Raw genomic sequence first — 16,285 nt, 5'->3', positions numbered from 1 at the left:
CGTGTATTCAATGCGCGCGCCGCGGCGCGCGCGTCCCGCTCGTGATCCCGCCCACCGAATTCTCCGCCGACCGTGTCGTCCTCGACGCGGTCGGCGTTGCGCTTTCCGGCCTGCCGCCGGATGCGCGCATCGCGATCGCCTACAGCGGCGGCCTCGATTCGACGGTGCTGCTCGATGCGGCCGTGCGCGTCGCGGGCGCATCGCGCTGCGTCGCGTTGCACGTGCATCACGGCCTGAGCGCGAATGCCGACGCATGGGTCGCGCATGCCGAAGCGGAGGCGGCGCGGCTCGGCGTCGCATTCGAATCGATGCGCGTCGACGTGCCGCGCGACAGCGGGCTCGGTATCGAGGCGACGGCGCGCGAGCGTCGCTACGCGGCGCTCGACGCGATGGGCGAACGCCACGGCGTGGCGGCGCTGTGGCTCGCGCAACATGCGGACGACCAGGCCGAGACCGTGCTGCTGCAACTGTTGCGCGGTGCGGGAATCGCGGGGCTTGCCGCGATGGCGCCGCGTTATCGCCCCGACGGCGTGAGCATCGAGCGCGTGCGCCCGTTGCTGCGACTGTTGCGCGCACAACTCGAGCGCTATGCGGAGCAGCACGCGCTCGCGTGGATCGACGACGAATCGAACGGCGACACGCGCTATGCACGCAATGCGCTGCGCGTCGACGTGCTGCCGGCGCTGGCCGTGCATTTCCCGGGCTTTCGCGATGCGCTCGGTCGCGCGGCGCAGCACGCGGCGGCGGCTCAGCGGCTGCTCGACGATCTGGCCGAGCTGGATTTCGCCGTCGCCGCGCGCGATGACGGGCAGGCGCTGTCGCGCGACGCGCTGATCGGATTCGACGACACGCGCGGCGCGAACCTGCTGCGCTTCTGGATGCGCCGGCTCGGTTTGCCGGGCGCGTCGGCCGCCCGGCTCGCCAACATGATGCGACAACTGCGCGCGGCGCACGACGCGCATGCGCTGCGCGTCGATCACGCGGGGCAGTGCCTGCGGCTCTATCGCGATGTCGTCTACTGGGAAGCCGGCGACAGCAGCGAACCGGCCGACGACGGTACGGGTACGCCGCAACCGGAGGCGGCGCTCGCATGGGACGGACAGCAGGTGTGGCACCTGCCGGGATGGCGCGGCACGTTCGTGTTTGCGCCCGCCGACGCGGGCAGCGCCGACGCGGTGCCGGAGGAGCTGCTGCGCGGTGCGCGGCTGGCGGCGCGCGCCCGGGCCGGTGGCGAACGGATGCGTACGTCGCCGGGCGGGCCGGGCCGAACGCTGAAGAACCTGTTCCAGGAGCGCGGGGTGCCGGCCTGGCAACGCGACGTGCCGCTGCTGTTCGCAGGCGACCGGCTGATCTACGTGCCGCGGCTGGGTGTCAATCGCGACATCGGCATGCCTGACGGGGCGGCGCCCGGCGCCGCCGCATGGCGCCGGATCGAGTGGCGTCCCGACCTGCTGATCGCGTAACGGCGGCACGCTTCCGGCGGCGCGATGGCGCGCCCATTTTCACCATTTGGTAAACAGCGCCGGAACGGCCGCCGCCACGGCGCGCGGCTTGTCAAGCGGGCTTCTATCGGGTACGCTCGGTCGTTTGCCCGGCTCGATTTTTGAGCGTTTTGTGCAGGTTTTCCGCGTGACGTACCCGGTTTGCGCGGCCTGATCGGCCTTCCGGGCAAAATCCGTCACGCTTGCGTGTTGCGTCCCAGCCGTCCCCCTTGTCGTCCGTCCACAGCCACAAGCCGCGTGACCGAACGGCTATGCGGCCTGCCCAGCGCGCCCGTGCGGCTTCTCCTCCAGTTCAGAACGACAATGGCACTCATCGTACACAAATACGGCGGCACTTCGATGGGCTCGGTCGAGCGCATCAAGAACGTCGCGAAACGCGTCGCAAAATGGCATCAGGCCGGGCACCAGATGGTGGTCGTGCCTTCGGCGATGTCCGGCGAAACCAACCGTCTGCTCGGTCTTGCGAAAGAGATTTCGAGCCAGCCGAGCCCGCGTGAGCTCGACATGATCGCGTCGACCGGCGAGCAGGTCAGCGTCGGCCTGCTGTCGATCGCGCTGCAGGAAATCGGTGTCGAGGCCGTGAGCTATGCCGGCTGGCAAGTGCCGATCAAGACCGACAGCGCGTTTACGAAAGCGCGCATCCACTCGATCGACGACGAGCGCGTGAAGGACGACCTGAACGCGGGCAAGGTCGTGATCATCACGGGCTTCCAGGGCGTCGATCCGGACGGTCACATCACGACGCTGGGCCGTGGCGGCTCGGACACGTCGGCGGTGGCGGTGGCGGCTGCGCTCGGTGCCGAAGAGTGTCTGATCTATACCGACGTCGACGGCGTCTACACGACCGATCCGCGTGTCGTCGAAGAGGCGCGCCGCCTCGACCGCGTGACGTTCGAGGAGATGCTGGAAATGGCCAGCCTCGGCTCGAAGGTCCTGCAGATCCGCTCGGTCGAATTCGCCGGCAAATACCAGGTGAAGACGCGTGTGCTGTCGAGCCTGACCGATCCGCTGATTGCGCTCGACGAAGAAATGCGCTCGGGCACCCTGATTACTTTTGAAGAAGACGAGACCATGGAAAAGGCAGTCATTTCCGGCATCGCGTTCCAGCGCGACGAAGCACGCATTGCGGTGATGGGCGTGCCCGACAAGCCGGGCATCGCATATCAGATCCTCGGCCCGGTGGCCGATGCGAACGTCGACGTCGACATGATCATCCAGAACCAGAGCGTCGAAGGCAAAACCGACTTCACGTTCACGGTCGGTCGCGGCGACTACCAGAAGGCGATGGACATCCTCACCAACCAGGTGCAGGGCCATGTGAGCGCCGAGCGCGTGCAGGGCGATCCGAAGGTGTCGAAGGTGTCGGTCGTCGGCGTCGGCATGCGTTCGCACGTGGGCGTCGCGAGCAAGATGTTCCGCACGCTGTCGGAAGAGGGCATCAACATCCAAATGATCTCGACGTCCGAAATCAAGATCTCGGTGCTGATCGACGAGAAATACATGGAGCTGGCCGTCCGCGCGCTGCACAAGGCTTTCGAACTCGACCAGGCATCGTGAATTTTTCGTGATGCATTGAAGAAAATGCATCACGGAATTTGACGTACGGTTCGAAACCCTATATTATCTCGTTCTCGTCGCACTGCCTCCCTGGTGCGAGCGAAAGTTTGGGAGACGTGGCCGAGAGGTCGAAGGCACTCCCCTGCTAAGGGAGCATCTGGGCCAAAACCTGGATCGAGGGTTCGAATCCCTCCGTCTCCGCCAAAAGCGGTGACAAAGCCCCGCAAGTTCTCGGACTTGCGGGGCTTTTTCTTTGTGCGCCCAGCATGGGCGAACTCCTGCGAGTGAAAGTCTCGCCATGAGTTGATCGCAGCGAATGAAGCGAAGCGCAACTGCGGGCGGGCGCAGCTCAAGCGCTGGCGTCAGGGCACGACGATATATCGGGAGTTGTTTGCGCTTGGCGCCTCGGAAGCAGGCACTCGCCGGGTGATGGCAAACAGCTGCGGTTGGACAGCTATCTGCCGCTCCATGTGAAAGGAACGGCCGACCTGATTGCGGAACCAACCGGTCGATACAACGGATTGCTGTAGAGCGTTCACTGATCCTTCTTCAACTGCCAACGTGCCCTTCAGATCGTTCTGGGGACCTCGGATCGAGGGTCTCATTACAATTGACAAACGGTATCAAATGCCTTCGTGCTCAGGCGTCCTCGCGTTGATTTTGCGCTACGGTCCTGCTACAGTCTCGCCGAAACACGATGCGCCAGCCAGGTTAAGGTAGTCGGCAGTGCGATCGTATTATTGCTTACTGACGTGATTTCTTGTCTTGTCGGGCATATGTGGCTCGGGAGCCCATAAGTCGATGTCTCATCCGTTGAGGCCGATATACACGGCGGCGCGCTCGGCGAAAGCGGGGTGTGTCAGCGCGGTGGTGAGCAGCACAATAGAAAAATTGCCCTCAGCGAAGTAACCTCAAAGAGAACAAAAAATGGCCGATTTGCATTGGACCATGCCAATCGCCAGATGGACGTCGATTTCGACCGCGGGGGTGCCGGGCGTCGAAGCCCTCGATCCGATGGTGCGACGCCGCTTGAGCCGGCTGTCGCGTCTCGCGCTTCAGGTGGCGTACGATTGCGCCGGGACGGAAAATCCGGTGCGTGTGGTATTCGCATCGCGTCACGGCGAACTGGTGCGTACCACCGGCATTCTCGCCTCCATTGGTGCTGCGGAACCTGTCTCGCCGACGGCCTTCAGCCTCTCGGTCCTCAATGCCGTTACAGGTATATTTGGCATCGCCCGACGTGACCGATCCGCCGCGACCGCGGTCGCGGCCGGGCACGAAACGCTCGGTTACGCGCTGCTCGAAGCTTATTCCCAATACGAAACGTCGCCGGCATCGCCGGTGTTGCTCGTCTATGCGCACGAGCCGGCCGATCCCGTCTACGGCGATGTCGATGACGACGCGGAGAGCGTGGGGCTGGCGATTCTGCTCGGTGCCGGCGAGCCGGCCGGTCATCTGATCTGTGAAGTGGCGGCCGACGGCCCGAGCGATGCGGGGGTTACCGGCGACGCGGCCGGTACGCAAAGCGCGGCGGTGCTGCGTTGCCTGTCGGCGCGCACGACGGCGTCGTGGCGCGGTCAACACGCATCCTGGCGATGGAGCTGGCATGATCGCGCGGCTTGACTACGGCTGGCGTCTGTTCGCGACTGGTGCGAGCCTGGTTTTTTTCGTGCTGTGCGGATCGGTGTTCTCGTTGCTGACAATCGTCGTCGGCTGGCTATGGCCACACCGGCGCTCGCGCCAGCGCGGCGTGACACTTGTTATCCATTATTTCTTCCGCGCGCTGGTCGTATTGCTGCAGCGTATCGGCGTGATGAGGCTCGAGTTGAGCGGCGTTGAGCGTCTTGCAAAAGGTGGCCCGGCAATCGTTGTCGCGAATCACCCGACCTGGCTCGACGTCATGGTGCTGCTGTCTCTGACGCCGAAGGCATGCTGCGTCGTCAAGCGCGGCCACTGGGGCAACCCCTGTTTCTGGGGCATCGTCCGTGCAGCGGAGTACGTGAGCAATGCAGATGCCGCCGATCTCGTCGAGGCCGGAGCGAGGCAACTGGCGGCAGGCTACACGATGATCATCTTCCCGGAAGGGACGCGCAGCCCGGGTGGCGATCGCTTGCATGCTTTTTCGCGCGGCTTCGCGCATATGGCGCTGCAGTCGCGCAGTCGGATCCTGCCGGTTCTGATCGATTGCGATCCGCCAGTATTTACCAAGACGCTTCGCTGGTATCACGTGCCGTCTCGCGCGTTTCGCATGCGCATCGACGTGCTGGAGCCGATGGATCCGAACCGGCTGGCGCCGGGCGTGACGCCGCCGTCGATTGCCGCTCGCAGCATTGCCCGCGAGGTGGAAGTGCACATTACTCAACGCCTGTTTCAGCATGGATACTTTAAAACTGCAAATTAAGCAGCTTCTGATCGAGATGCTCGACCTTAGCGACATGACGGTCGACGAAATCGATGACGACGCGCCGCTATTCTCGACCGACGGGATCGGGCTCGATTCCGTTGATGCACTCGAAGTCGGCATCATGCTGCGCAAGAAGTTTCAACTGACGATCGCCGCGAATGACGAGCGCACGAAGGCACATTTCCGGTCGATCAACACGCTGGCGGCCTTCATTGCCGATCAGCAGTCTCATCACGCATCGCAAGAAGCCGTGCTGGAAAAAGGGGGGCACTCGTGACCGACGCTGAAATCCTGGAGCGCATCCGCGCGATCTTTCATGAGAATTTCGCGATCGAGCCCGATAACGTGACGCCCGATACGCACCTGTTCGAGGAACTCGACCTGGACAGCATCGACGCAGTCGATCTGGCCATCAAGCTTCAGGAAATGACGGGCAAGCGCATCAAGCCCGAAGAGTTCAAGTCGGTACGGACGGTCGGTGATGTCGTTGCCGCCGTTCACGCGCTGCTCGCGCGCGCGTGACGATAGCGGTGACGGGCATGCGGGCGGCTACAGGCACGGTCTTGCCGCGCTGGGCAGCGGTCGTTGCCAGGGTGGCGCTGGTCGTGGCTTATCCGCTCGTCATCCTGTTTGCGTGGCAATGCATGTCGCCGCGTTACGTCGGTTGCCTGCTGGTTGCGTTGCTGTGGCTGCAGCGCACGATCGGCAGGGGCCCGCTGGCGAAGGCGCTCAAACGGCTCACGACGCTCGACTGGTGCGTGGCCGGTGCGTTGACCGCGTTGTCGGTCGCGATTGCCATGACCGATAGCGAACGACTCCTTCATCTTTATCCCGCATGCGTGAGTGCCGGCTTGTTGGTCGCGTTCGGCGCGACCCTGCGGCACGGTCCGACAATGATCGAAAAATTCGCACGGCTGACCTATCCCGAGCCCGGCCCGGCAATCGTCCGGTATGCGCGGCGCGTTACCCAGGTGTGGTGCGCGTTCTTCATCGTCAACGGCGGCTTTTCGGTTTATACGGCGCTGTACTGGAGCCGTGAATCATGGGCGCTCTACAACGGGCTGATCGCGTACGTGCTGATCGGGATGCTGCTCGCGGGCGAGTGGCTGTGGCGCAGGTTCGTCGTCGTGCCGACGCGGAAACGGGCGGGTGTCGCATGATCGCGCTGCACGAGATGCTGTGTGCTGAAGTAGATAGCGGCGTGGCCGTCTGTCGCGACGGCGCCGCGCGGCTGACATTGGGGAATCTGCGTGCCCGCGTGGACGCCATCGCGCGGATGGTGGAGGCGCGCGGCGCGCGCCGGGTCGCGATCAGCACGGATGATCCGTATGCGTTCGCGTGCGCATTTTTCGCGGTCGCGGCCGCGCACGCGGAAATCGTGATTCCGGCGAGCAACGCGCCGGGCTACCTCGGCGATCTGGCTCATGCATACGACTTGGTGCTGGATGCGCCGGCATTGGCCGCATCCGAGCGCGACACGGCGGGCGAATCGGCTATCGCCACCCGCCCGATCGACGCCGCCGCTGCGGTGACGCTTTATACATCGGGCAGCAGCGGCACCGCGAAACCGGTGCGGAAGTCGCTCGCGCAACTCGACGCCGAAGTACGCACGCTGCAACGCGAGTGGGGCAGCCGTATCGGGGCGGCCGTGACGCTGTCGAGCGTGCCGCATCACCACATCTACGGACTGCTCTTCAGGATTCTATGGCCGCTGGCAGCGGGCCGTGCGTTTGACCGGATGCCGGTGCTCGAACCGCTGCAACTGCAGCAGCGGCTCGCCGAATACGGCGGCGGTGTCGTGGTTTCCACGCCGTCGCAACTGATGCGCTGGCCGGCGTTGCCGGGCTTCCCGATGCAGGCACCGGCGCCATGCGCGTTCTTCTCGTCGGGCGGCCCGCTGTCGGCCGATGCGGCGATGGCCTATTCGAACGCGTTCGGCGCCGCGCCGCTCGAGATCTTCGGCAGCACCGAAACCGGCGGCATCGCGTGGCGGCGTCAGGATGTCTCGTCCGCGTGGCAGCCGCTGACGGGCGTCGACGTGCGTTGCGATGACGACGGCGCGCTGTGCGTGCGCTCCGCCCATCTCGGTCACGACCACTGGCACCGCACCGACGACACCGCTCGCTTCGACGCGCACGGCCGCTTCGCACTGGCGGGGCGGCGTGATCGCGTCGTCAAGCTCGACGGCAAGCGTGTTTCGCTGCCCGAACTCGAGGCGCGGCTGCATGCGCACGCCTACGTCGAGCAGGCGGCGGCCGTGGTGGTCGACGGCACGACGCGCGCGCACGTCGGCGTCGTCGCAGTATTGACCGCGGCGGGGCGCGGCGTGCTGGCGAGCGAGGGGCGACTTGCCGTTGCCACGATCTTGCGGCATGCGCTCGGCGCGTACTTCGATGCGGCCGCATTGCCGCGCTACTGGCGATTCCCGCACGCGATGCCGTTCGATGCACGCGGCAAATTGCCGGCAGCCGCGCTGGCGGCCGCATTCACGGCCACGCCGGAGGGCTTCGAATTGCTCGCTTCGTGGCGCAGCGACGACGCGCTGCATTACGAACTGCGCGTGCCGGCCGCGCTCGCCCATTTCGAAGGGCATTTTCCGGGGCTGCCGATCCTGCCGGGTGTCGTGCAAATCGACTGGGCCGCACGCCTTGCCGGCCGCGAGATGCCGGCCGCGCGCGCAATCCGTTCCATCGAACACCTGAAATTCAAGGCGCCGGTGCCGCCGGGTGCGGTGCTGGCGTTGCGTATCGCGCACGACCCCGTACGCGGATGTGCACGCTTCGCGTTTCGCTGCGGCGGGCGGGAGTGCACGTCGGGCGTGTTGGTCTACGGCGCGGCGAAGTGATGAGCGACACCTGCATCGTCATTCCGATCTACAACCATCGCGAAGCGATCGGCGGCACGCTGGCGCGCCTGGCCGTGCACGGCTTGCCGATCTTGGTGGTCGACGACGGCAGCGACGCGCCGACGCAACAGGCGCTGGCCGCGCTGGCCGCGCAATATGCACCGTCCGTGACGCTGTTGCGGTTGCCCGCCAACGCCGGAAAGGGCGCGGCGGTCATGGAAGGATTGCGCGCCGCGCGCGCCCGCGGCTATCGGCACGCGATTCAGATCGACGCCGACGGCCAGCACGATGCCGCTGACGTGCCGAAGTTCGTCGCGGCTGCGCAGGCCGCGCCGGACGCCGTGATTCTGGGCCGGCCGCGTTTCGACGACAGCGTGCCGAAGGCGCGTCTGTATGGCCGCTACCTCACGCACGCGTGGGTATGGATCGAAACGCTGTCGCTCGATATCCCCGATGCGATGTGCGGGTTTCGGCTTTATCCGGTCGATGCCGTCTGCGAACTGATCGACACGGTATCGATGCCGACCCGAATGGCTTTCGATAGCGAAATCCTGGTCCGGTTGCACTGGCGCGGGCTGACGTTCAGGACGATCCCGACGCGCGTCGTCTACCCGGCCGACGGCGTATCGCATTTCGACGTCTGGCGTGACAACGTGCGCATCAGCATGAGTCATGCGCGGCTCGTCGCCGGGATGCTTGGGCGCGCACCGATGCTGCTGACGCGTCGGCTCGTCGGGCGGCGCGGCGCATCGCCGGCGGCGCGCACGCGCGCATGGTGGCGCCTGCCGGAACGCGGCAGCCGTATCGGCATGGCGTTGCTGGCCCTCAGTTGCCGCTGGTTCGGCAAAGGCTTCACGTCGCTTTGGCTGCATCCGATCGTCGGTTATTTCGTGCTGACGAATCGCACGGCGCGCACCGCGTCGCATGCCTATATCGCGCGCCTGCGCGACGCGCGAGCGGCGGACGTGCCGAAGCCGGGATGGCGCAGTGCGTACCGGCACATGCTTGCCTTCGCGCAGGCGGGATTCGACAAGTTCGTCGCATGGTCCGGCCGTCTCGACGAACTCGACGTGCGCTTCGACGATTCGTCCGCGTTCGATACGCTCGCCGCGAGCGGGCGCGGCGCGCTCGTGATCGGCGCGCACCTGGGCAACCTGGAGATGACCCGGGCGCTTGCGCTGCGCGACGCGCACACGAAGGTGACGGCGATCGTCTACACCGAGCATGCGAAGCGTTTTACCGGCGTGCTAGCCGGCGCGAACCGGGAATTCGGCAAGCAACTCGTCGAAGTATCGGACTTCGGGCCGGATACGGCGATGATGATGCAGTCGCGTATCGACGCGGGCGAACTGCTGGTGATCGTCGGCGACCGCGTGCCGCCGCGAGATTCCGGCAAGACGGTCGACGCCTGTTTCCTCGACGCGATGGCTCCGTTCGCGCAGGGCCCGTACATCCTCGCGCACGCGCTCGGCTGCCCGGTCTACCTGTTCTTTTGCCTGAAGGAGGCGCGCGGCTACCGGCTCTATTTCGAACCGTTCGCCGACCGGATCGAGTTGCCGCGCCGCGAGCGCGCGGGCCACGTCGCCGAATGGGCGCAGCGCTATGCCGCGCGGCTCGAACACTATTGCCGCAAGGCTCCCTATCAATGGTTCAACTTCTTCGATTTCTGGGCGCGGCCCGATGGAGGTCCGCGTGGCCGAGCATGATATGAACGACGCCTCGGTGATCGCCGGCGCGGACGCGAACCGGCCGGCCGTCGTGGTCGGCGGCCGGCATCTGACGATCGAGGACGTCGTCGCGGTCGCCCGCGACGGTGCACCGGTCGCGCTGAACGCGGCGCACGAATGGCGCGCACGGATCGAGCGCGGTGCAACCTGGCTGCGCGACTATCTCGCGAATGGCGGCACGCTTTACGGGGTAACGACCGGATATGGCGACGCGTGCGTGGTCGAGGTGCCGCCGGCGCTCGTCGAAGCGCTGCCGCTGCAACTGACGCGCTATCACGGGTGCGGGATGGGGGACTGGTTCGACGCGACGCAAACGCTTGCCATCATCGTCGCTCGGCTCAATTCGCTCGCCTTCGGCTACTCGGGCGTGCGCTTCATGTTGCTCGAACGGCTGACCGATATGGTGAATCACCGGATTCTGCCGCGCATTCCGTCGGAAGGCTCGGTTGGCGCCAGCGGCGACCTGACACCGCTGTCCTATGTCGCGGCGGCGCTGGTCGGCGAGCGCACCGTATCGTTCGATGGCGACGAACGGGACGCGCGCGACGCATGGGACACGATCGGTCGCGCGCCGCTGTCGCTTGCACCGAAAGAAGGACTGGCCTTGATGAACGGCACGGCCGTCATGACCGGACTGGCCTGTCTTGCTTTCGCACGTGCCGATCACCTCACGCGGATGGCGGCCCGCCTGACCGCATTGACGACCGTCGCGCTCGACGGGCGGGCGGGGCACTTCGATGCACGATTGTTCGACGCGAAACCGCATGCGGGGCAGGCGGAGGCGGCCGCGTGGATACGCGCCGACCTGGCCGGGCGCGACGAACTGCCCGGACGCCGTCTGCAGGATCGCTATTCGGTGCGGTGCGCGCCGCACGTGATCGGCGTGGCGCGCGACGCGTTGTCGTGGATGCGCCGTGACATCGAGAACGAACTGAACAGTGCGAACGACAATCCGCTGATCGATCCGGACGAAGGATGCGTCCTGCACGGTGGTAATTTCTACGGCGGCCATATCGCGTTCGCGATGGATGCGCTGAAGACCGCGGTGGCGAACCTCGCGGATCTGATGGATCGCCAGCTTGCGCTGCTGGTCGACGACAAGTTCAGCAACGGATTGCCGCGCAATCTGACGGGCGCTGCTCCGGAGCGCGCGGCGATCAACCACGGGTTCAAGGCCGTGCAGATCTCGTCTTCCGCGTGGACGGCGGAGGCGCTGAAGCACACGATGCCGGCGAGCGTGTTCTCGCGTTCGACCGAGTCGCACAACCAGGACAAGGTCAGCATGGGGACGATCGCCGCGCGCGATTGCCTGCGCGTGCTGGCCCTGACCGAACAGGTTGCCGCGGCACACGTGCTCGCGACCGTGCAGGCCGCCCGACTGCGTCTGCGTGACGCCCCCGGGACACAGCTTTCGCCCGCTCTGCGCGCGTTCATCGACGACGTTGGCCGCCAGTCGCCGCTGGTGGTCGAGGATCGGCCGCTCGAAGCGGAGCTGCGTGCGCTGACGGCGCGCCTTGCGGCCTGCGAGCCGATCGGCGAAGTATCCGGCGACGCATGGCGCGGGGAGGCGGCATGAACGCATCTCGTCCGCCGCTGACCGCGACGGCTCGCGTCGAGGTCCTGTTTCACGATGTCGACGCGATGAACGTCTGCTGGCACGGTCATTACCTGAAGTACTTCGAAAGCAGCCGCGCGGCATTGCTGCGCATGATCGACTACGACTATCCGGCAATGCTGGCGTCGGGCTACATGTGGCCGGTCGTGGAGGCACATCTGAAGTACGTTCGCCCGGCCCATTACAGCCAGCAGCTCGATGTACGTGCGACGCTGCTCGAATTCGAGAACCGGCTGAAGATCGGTTACGAAATCGTCGACGCGGCCTCCGGCGAGCGTTTGACGAAGGGATATACGGTGCAACTGGCTGTCGATGCGACGACACGCGAACTTCAGTTCGTGGCGCCGCCGGCCTTGATCGAAAGGGTGCATGCGCAATGGGCCTGAATCCGCATTGGAGACGACTGTTGGCGGTGTTCGGCACATGCGCGGCGCTCGCCGGCGGTGACGCGATGGCCGCCCCGGCGCCGGCCGTCGCGACCCGGCCGGAAAATGCCGCGCTCGTGTCCGACATCGCGATGCGGCTGGCGCGGGTCGGCGCGATACGCGCGGATTTTCGGCAGACCCAGACGCTGTCCGCGATGAAGCAGCCGCTCGTCAGCACCGGATCGATGTTGTTCGATCGCAGGTCGGGCGTCATCTGGCGAATCGAGACGCCCTACAAGGCCACTTATGTGATCACCGACGGCGGCGTGCGCGAGGTGGGCGCGGACGGGCGCCTCGTCGCGTCCGGTGGTGGCGGCCGTGGCGTCGCACAGGTGTCGCGCATGATGCGCGACATGCTGGGCGGCGACCTGTCCGCGCTGTACGCGCAATTCGACGTCGATGCGAGCGGCACGCCGGAGCGCTGGCGAATGGTCCTGCGACCGAATCAGCCGCAGCTCGCCCAGGCGATCCGCACGCTCGAAATGCGCGGCGGCGCCTATCTCGGCCGGCTCGACATGACGTTCGCGAACGGCAACGTGACCGTGCTCGAGTTCGGGCGGACGACGCCGGTCGATGCGCCCACGCCTGCCGAGCGCGCGTGGCTGGAGGCGCGTTGATGAACCCGGCGCGCGACGTGATCGGCGTGGCGGAAGAACGAGCCCGGCGGCGCGTGCAGTGCGTCGCGTGGCTGCTCGTCACGCTGGCGGCCGTCGCGATCATCCTGTGGCGATTCAGCGGGCCGGCGCCGCTGCAGACGAACCTGCTCGCATTGCTGCCGGCCACCGAGGCGAACCCGGTTGCCGAACGCGCCGTCGACATGCTGGGCGATGCGCTCGGCAATCGCACCGTCTACCTGGTGACTGACCGGGACGCTGCCCGAGCGAAGGCCGCCGCGAAGCAGTTTGGCGCGCGGCTCGGCGCGAGCGGCGCATTTCGTTCGGTGACTGTCGAGGTGCCGCCGTTCGACCTGTCGCAGATCGCGGCCACCTACCTGCCGGCCCGTTTTGGCCTGCTCACGGACGCGGATCGCCGGTCCCTCGAACAAGGCGACGCCGCGCTCGGCGAACGGCTGGCCCGGCGGCTCTATGCGCCGCCGGGAGAGGGTCTGCAGACCTCCGTGGCCGACGATCCGTTCGGCTGGCTGCAGCACTGGCTCGGCGAACTGCCGCTCGGCACATCGAATCTGTCGCTCGAAGACGGCATGCTGGTGTCCCATCGCGATGCGGAAACCGGCGTGCTCGTGATGACGTCGCTGCCGGGCTCGGCCTATGAATCCAAGGTCCAGCACGCGGTTCGTGTCGCGACGGCGGATGCTGAGCGAGCGCTGGCGACGGATTTTCGCGGCGTTCGCGTCGACCGGGCCGGCGCGGTGTTTTATGCGGAAGCCGCACGCGCCAGCGCGGAGCGCGACGTGCACGTGATCGGCGCCGTGTCGCTGGCGGGCATCGCGCTGCTGCTGATGGGCGTATTCCGTTCGCCGCGTCTGCTGGTGCTCGCATTTGCGTCGACGGCGTTCGGCATCGTCTGCGCGCTGGCGGCGACGCTGCTCGTATTCGGCAAGCTGCACCTGCTGACGCTGGTGTTCGGCGTGAGCCTGATCGGCGAGGCCGTCGATTATTCGATCCAGTATTTCGTCGCGTACCTGTCCGCAGGGCGGCAGTGGGAAGCGCGGCGCGGCGCGGCGGCGGTGCGGCCGGCGCTCGCGGTGGCGCTGGCGACGAGCCTGCTCGGTTACGCGATCCTGATGTGGGTGCCGTTCCCGGCGCTCAAGCAGATCGCGTGCTTTGCGATCGTCGGGATCGTCTGTGCATTCGCCGCCGTGACCGGCTTCCTGCCGCTCATGCTGACGCAGGCGCCGCGGCGCGTGCCGTCCCGGCTTTTCTCGGGCGCCGCGCGCCTGCTGGGCGGATGGCAGTCGTTGCTCGCGGGCCGGCGCGCCGTGGCTGCCGCGGTGCTCGTTGCGCTGGTCGCGATTCCGGGTTGGGCGCGCTTGAAGAGCGATGACGACATTCATCTGCTGGTTCAGCGCGATGCGAGTCTCGCTCGGCAGGAAGCCAATATCCGGGCGGCGGTCGGACTGGCGAATACGGCACAGTTCTTCGTCATCCAGGGTGCGTCGCAGGAAGAGGTACTCGAGCGCTCGGAGGCGCTGGTTCGGGCGCTCGATCGGCAGCAGCTTGGCCGCATCCAGTCGATCGCGACGTTCGTGCCGTCGGCGAAGCAACAAGCACATAACCGCACCGTGCTCGACACGCGCGTGTTTGCCGATGTCGCTGCGCTGCGCGAGACGCTCGCGAAAGCGGGTTTCCGCGACGACGTTGCCGACGCATGGATTCAGGCATTTTTCCGCGATGCTCGGGCGACGCTGTCGGTCGACAGCTGGCTGGCGGCACGCTGGTCGGCGCCGTTCCGGCATCTATGGCTCGGGCGCGTGGACGGTGGCGCCGGTCCTGTCGATGCCGCACTGGCGATTCCGGAACGGGTCGACGCGACGAACGCGGTGACGTTCGCGGGCCTCGCGCGCACGCTGCCGGGCGTATCGTGGGTCGACAAGGCCGCGAGCGTGTCGAATCTGTTCGGCGCATATCGTGTCGACAGCGGCCTGTGGTTGATCGGCGCATTGGTCGTGGTCGCCGCCCTGCTGATGTGGCGATACGGCGTGCGCGGCGGCATCGCGACGACGTTGCCGGTCGTGTTCGCCATCGCGTTGACGCTGGCTGCGTTCGGCTATGCGCGGGCGCCGCTCACGCTGTTCAACTGGCTTGCACTGATGCTGGTGCTCGGCGTGGGCGCCAATTACGCCGTGTTCCTCCGCGAAGGATGCCTGCGCGACCAGGCCGGGATCGGCGCCGTGTGGACCGGCGTGCTGCTGTCGGCGGCCACGACGTTGCTGTCGTTCGGCATGCTCGGCGCGAGCGCGATGCCCGCGCTACGCAGCTTCGGCACGACGCTCGCGATGGGCATCGTATTTTCCGTGCTGTTCGCACCGCTCGCCACGCCATCCGCGAAGGAGTGTCGCGCATGAATTCGAAACAGACGCCGGTCTACCTGTCCGCGCCCGGCATGATCAACGCGCTTGGCGCCACGACCGAAGCGATCGTCGACGCATTGCGCGCGGGCGTCGCAGCGGGCATGGCGCCGCGTACCGACGTTCCCGCCGGCGGCTGGGTCGGGCAAGTACGGTCTGCGCTCGACATCGCGCCGCCTGACGCGCTCGCGCATTTCGACTGCCGGAACAACCGGCTGTTGCTCGCCGCGCTCGCGCAGATCGAATCAGCGATCGACGCCGCGATCGAGCGCCATGGTCCGCGCCGGGTCGGGGTCGTGATCGGCACGAGTACGTCCGGTATTCAGGCCGCGGAACAGGCGTTTGCCGCGCGTGCCGCGACCGGCGCGACACCCGCCGGATTCGACTATCGACAGATGGAAATCGGCACGGCGGCGCCGTTCGTGCGGGCCGTGCTCGGTGTCAGCGGGCCGGCCTATACGCTGTCGACGGCCTGCACGTCGAGCGCGAAGGCGTTCGCGGCCGCGCGCCGCCTGCTGCGGCTGAAGCTGTGCGATGCGGTCGTCGTCGGCGGTGCGGATTCGCTGTGCGAGTTGACGTTGCAGGGTTTCGCATCGCTTGAATCGGTCAGCCCGGGCCGGACCAATCCGATGAGCCGGAACCGGTGCGGTATCAATATCGGCGAAGGCGCCGCGCTATTCGTGATGAGCCGCGACGAAGCGGCGGTTCGCCTGGCCGGCGTCGGCGAGTCGAGCGACGCGCATCACATCTCGGCGCCGGATCCGGCGGGTTACGGCGCCGAGGACGCGTTGCGCGCCGCGCTGGCGGACGCGGGTGTGGCTGCGTCCGCGATCGGTTACGTGAACCTGCATGCGACGGCGACGCGGCTGAACGACGAGATGGAAGCGAACGTAACCGCTCGCGTGTTTCCGCACGGCGTGCCGGTAAGCGGGACCAAGCCGCTGACGGGCCACATGCTCGGCGCGGCAGGCGCGACCGAGCTCGGATTCGGCTGGCTGACGCTGGCTGGCGGGATCGCGCTGCCGGCGCACGTCTGGGACGGCGAGCACGATCCGGCGCTGCCGGCACTCGACCTTGTCGACAGCGAGCGCCGTCTCGCCGGCGATGCAACCGGACGTTACGTGATGAGTAATTCGTTCGCTTTCGGCGGCAGCAATGCCAGCCTGATTCTGGGAACCTGAC

14 protein-coding genes and 1 tRNA gene are annotated in these 16,285 nt (G+C 66.6%); all 15 read left to right on the top strand.

Annotated elements, in window-relative coordinates; all coding sequences use genetic code 11:
• Window positions 1-41 precede the first annotated feature (41 nt).
• The 15 genes from tilS to WS64_RS09260 all read left to right on the top strand — a co-directional run bounded on the left by tilS (window position 42) and on the right by WS64_RS09260 (window position 16,284).
• Window positions 42-1,463 carry a tRNA lysidine(34) synthetase TilS gene (gene tilS, locus WS64_RS09330; RefSeq protein WP_060966311.1) on the top strand — a complete coding sequence of 474 codons (1,422 nt, stop codon included), beginning with the start codon at window positions 42-44 and terminating at the stop codon, window positions 1,461-1,463.
• A gap of 342 nt (window positions 1,464-1,805) precedes the next feature.
• Window positions 1,806-3,059, top strand: a complete 1,254-nt coding sequence (locus tag WS64_RS09325) for an aspartate kinase (protein WP_012492698.1) — start codon at window positions 1,806-1,808, stop codon at window positions 3,057-3,059.
• Between the two features lie 110 nt (window positions 3,060-3,169).
• Window positions 3,170-3,263: transfer RNA gene (locus WS64_RS09320), tRNA-Ser, on the top strand.
• Between the two features lie 723 nt (window positions 3,264-3,986).
• The gene (locus tag WS64_RS09315; protein WP_060966310.1) at window positions 3,987-4,682 is read left to right on the top strand and encodes a beta-ketoacyl synthase chain length factor; all 696 of its coding nucleotides are present in this window, start codon (window positions 3,987-3,989) and stop codon (window positions 4,680-4,682) included.
• Window positions 4,666-5,460 (top strand): lysophospholipid acyltransferase family protein, encoded by a 795-nt coding sequence (locus WS64_RS09310; RefSeq protein ID WP_060966309.1) that lies wholly within the window; start codon window positions 4,666-4,668, stop codon window positions 5,458-5,460. Before WS64_RS09315 ends, WS64_RS09310 begins: the two co-directional genes overlap by 17 nt.
• A complete protein-coding gene (locus WS64_RS09305) occupies window positions 5,435-5,740 on the top strand; it encodes a phosphopantetheine-binding protein (RefSeq protein ID WP_060966308.1) in 306 nt (101 codons plus the stop codon). Before WS64_RS09310 ends, WS64_RS09305 begins: the two co-directional genes overlap by 26 nt.
• Window positions 5,737-5,985 carry an acyl carrier protein gene (locus tag WS64_RS09300; protein WP_060966307.1) on the top strand — a complete coding sequence of 83 codons (249 nt, stop codon included), beginning with the start codon at window positions 5,737-5,739 and terminating at the stop codon, window positions 5,983-5,985. The genes WS64_RS09305 and WS64_RS09300 overlap by 4 nt, the downstream gene beginning before the upstream one ends.
• A gap of 17 nt (window positions 5,986-6,002) precedes the next feature.
• Entirely contained in the window at window positions 6,003-6,623 is a 621-nt protein-coding gene (locus WS64_RS09295) for a COG4648 family protein (RefSeq protein ID WP_208606853.1), read from the top strand.
• Entirely contained in the window at window positions 6,620-8,308 is a 1,689-nt protein-coding gene (locus WS64_RS09290) for an AMP-binding protein (RefSeq protein WP_060966306.1), read from the top strand. The genes WS64_RS09295 and WS64_RS09290 overlap by 4 nt, the downstream gene beginning before the upstream one ends.
• Window positions 8,308-10,014, top strand: a complete 1,707-nt coding sequence (locus WS64_RS09285) for a glycosyltransferase family 2 protein (RefSeq protein ID WP_060966305.1) — start codon at window positions 8,308-8,310, stop codon at window positions 10,012-10,014. Before WS64_RS09290 ends, WS64_RS09285 begins: the two co-directional genes overlap by 1 nt.
• Complete coding sequence (locus WS64_RS09280) at window positions 10,001-11,611, top strand: HAL/PAL/TAL family ammonia-lyase (RefSeq protein WP_060966932.1); 1,611 nt, start codon at window positions 10,001-10,003, stop codon at window positions 11,609-11,611. The genes WS64_RS09285 and WS64_RS09280 overlap by 14 nt, the downstream gene beginning before the upstream one ends.
• Window positions 11,608-12,036, top strand: a complete 429-nt coding sequence (locus WS64_RS09275; protein WP_060966931.1) for an acyl-CoA thioesterase — start codon at window positions 11,608-11,610, stop codon at window positions 12,034-12,036. Before WS64_RS09280 ends, WS64_RS09275 begins: the two co-directional genes overlap by 4 nt.
• A gap of 65 nt (window positions 12,037-12,101) precedes the next feature.
• Window positions 12,102-12,692 (top strand): LolA family protein, encoded by a 591-nt coding sequence (locus WS64_RS09270; protein WP_432206246.1) that lies wholly within the window; start codon window positions 12,102-12,104, stop codon window positions 12,690-12,692.
• Entirely contained in the window at window positions 12,692-15,100 is a 2,409-nt protein-coding gene (locus WS64_RS09265; RefSeq protein ID WP_060966303.1) for an MMPL family transporter, read from the top strand. The genes WS64_RS09270 and WS64_RS09265 overlap by 1 nt, the downstream gene beginning before the upstream one ends.
• Window positions 15,097-16,284, top strand: a complete 1,188-nt coding sequence (locus WS64_RS09260) for a beta-ketoacyl-[acyl-carrier-protein] synthase family protein (protein ID WP_060966930.1) — start codon at window positions 15,097-15,099, stop codon at window positions 16,282-16,284. The genes WS64_RS09265 and WS64_RS09260 overlap by 4 nt, the downstream gene beginning before the upstream one ends.
• Window position 16,285 lies beyond the last annotated feature (1 nt).

Source organism: Burkholderia anthina, from assembly GCF_001547525.1.
Classification (GTDB): Bacteria; Pseudomonadota; Gammaproteobacteria; order Burkholderiales; family Burkholderiaceae; genus Burkholderia; species Burkholderia semiarida.
The sequence above is the reverse complement of the archived record's forward strand: the minus strand, read 5'-3'. Positions and strand labels throughout refer to the sequence as shown.

Coding starts and splice junctions, on each gene's coding strand:
- WS64_RS09275 (WP_060966931.1), top strand. CDS start 11,608: ATGAACGCATCTCGTCCGCCGCTGACCGCGACGGCTCGCGTCGAGGTC.
- WS64_RS09270 (WP_432206246.1), top strand. CDS start 12,102: ATGGCCGCCCCGGCGCCGGCCGTCGCGACCCGGCCGGAAAATGCCGCG.
- WS64_RS09295 (WP_208606853.1), top strand. CDS start 6,003: ATGCGGGCGGCTACAGGCACGGTCTTGCCGCGCTGGGCAGCGGTCGTT.
- WS64_RS09265 (WP_060966303.1), top strand. CDS start 12,692: ATGAACCCGGCGCGCGACGTGATCGGCGTGGCGGAAGAACGAGCCCGG.
- WS64_RS09305 (WP_060966308.1), top strand. CDS start 5,435: ATGGATACTTTAAAACTGCAAATTAAGCAGCTTCTGATCGAGATGCTC.
- WS64_RS09315 (WP_060966310.1), top strand. CDS start 3,987: ATGGCCGATTTGCATTGGACCATGCCAATCGCCAGATGGACGTCGATT.
- WS64_RS09290 (WP_060966306.1), top strand. CDS start 6,620: ATGATCGCGCTGCACGAGATGCTGTGTGCTGAAGTAGATAGCGGCGTG.
- WS64_RS09325 (WP_012492698.1), top strand. CDS start 1,806: ATGGCACTCATCGTACACAAATACGGCGGCACTTCGATGGGCTCGGTC.
- WS64_RS09310 (WP_060966309.1), top strand. CDS start 4,666: ATGATCGCGCGGCTTGACTACGGCTGGCGTCTGTTCGCGACTGGTGCG.
- WS64_RS09285 (WP_060966305.1), top strand. CDS start 8,308: ATGAGCGACACCTGCATCGTCATTCCGATCTACAACCATCGCGAAGCG.
- WS64_RS09260 (WP_060966930.1), top strand. CDS start 15,097: ATGAATTCGAAACAGACGCCGGTCTACCTGTCCGCGCCCGGCATGATC.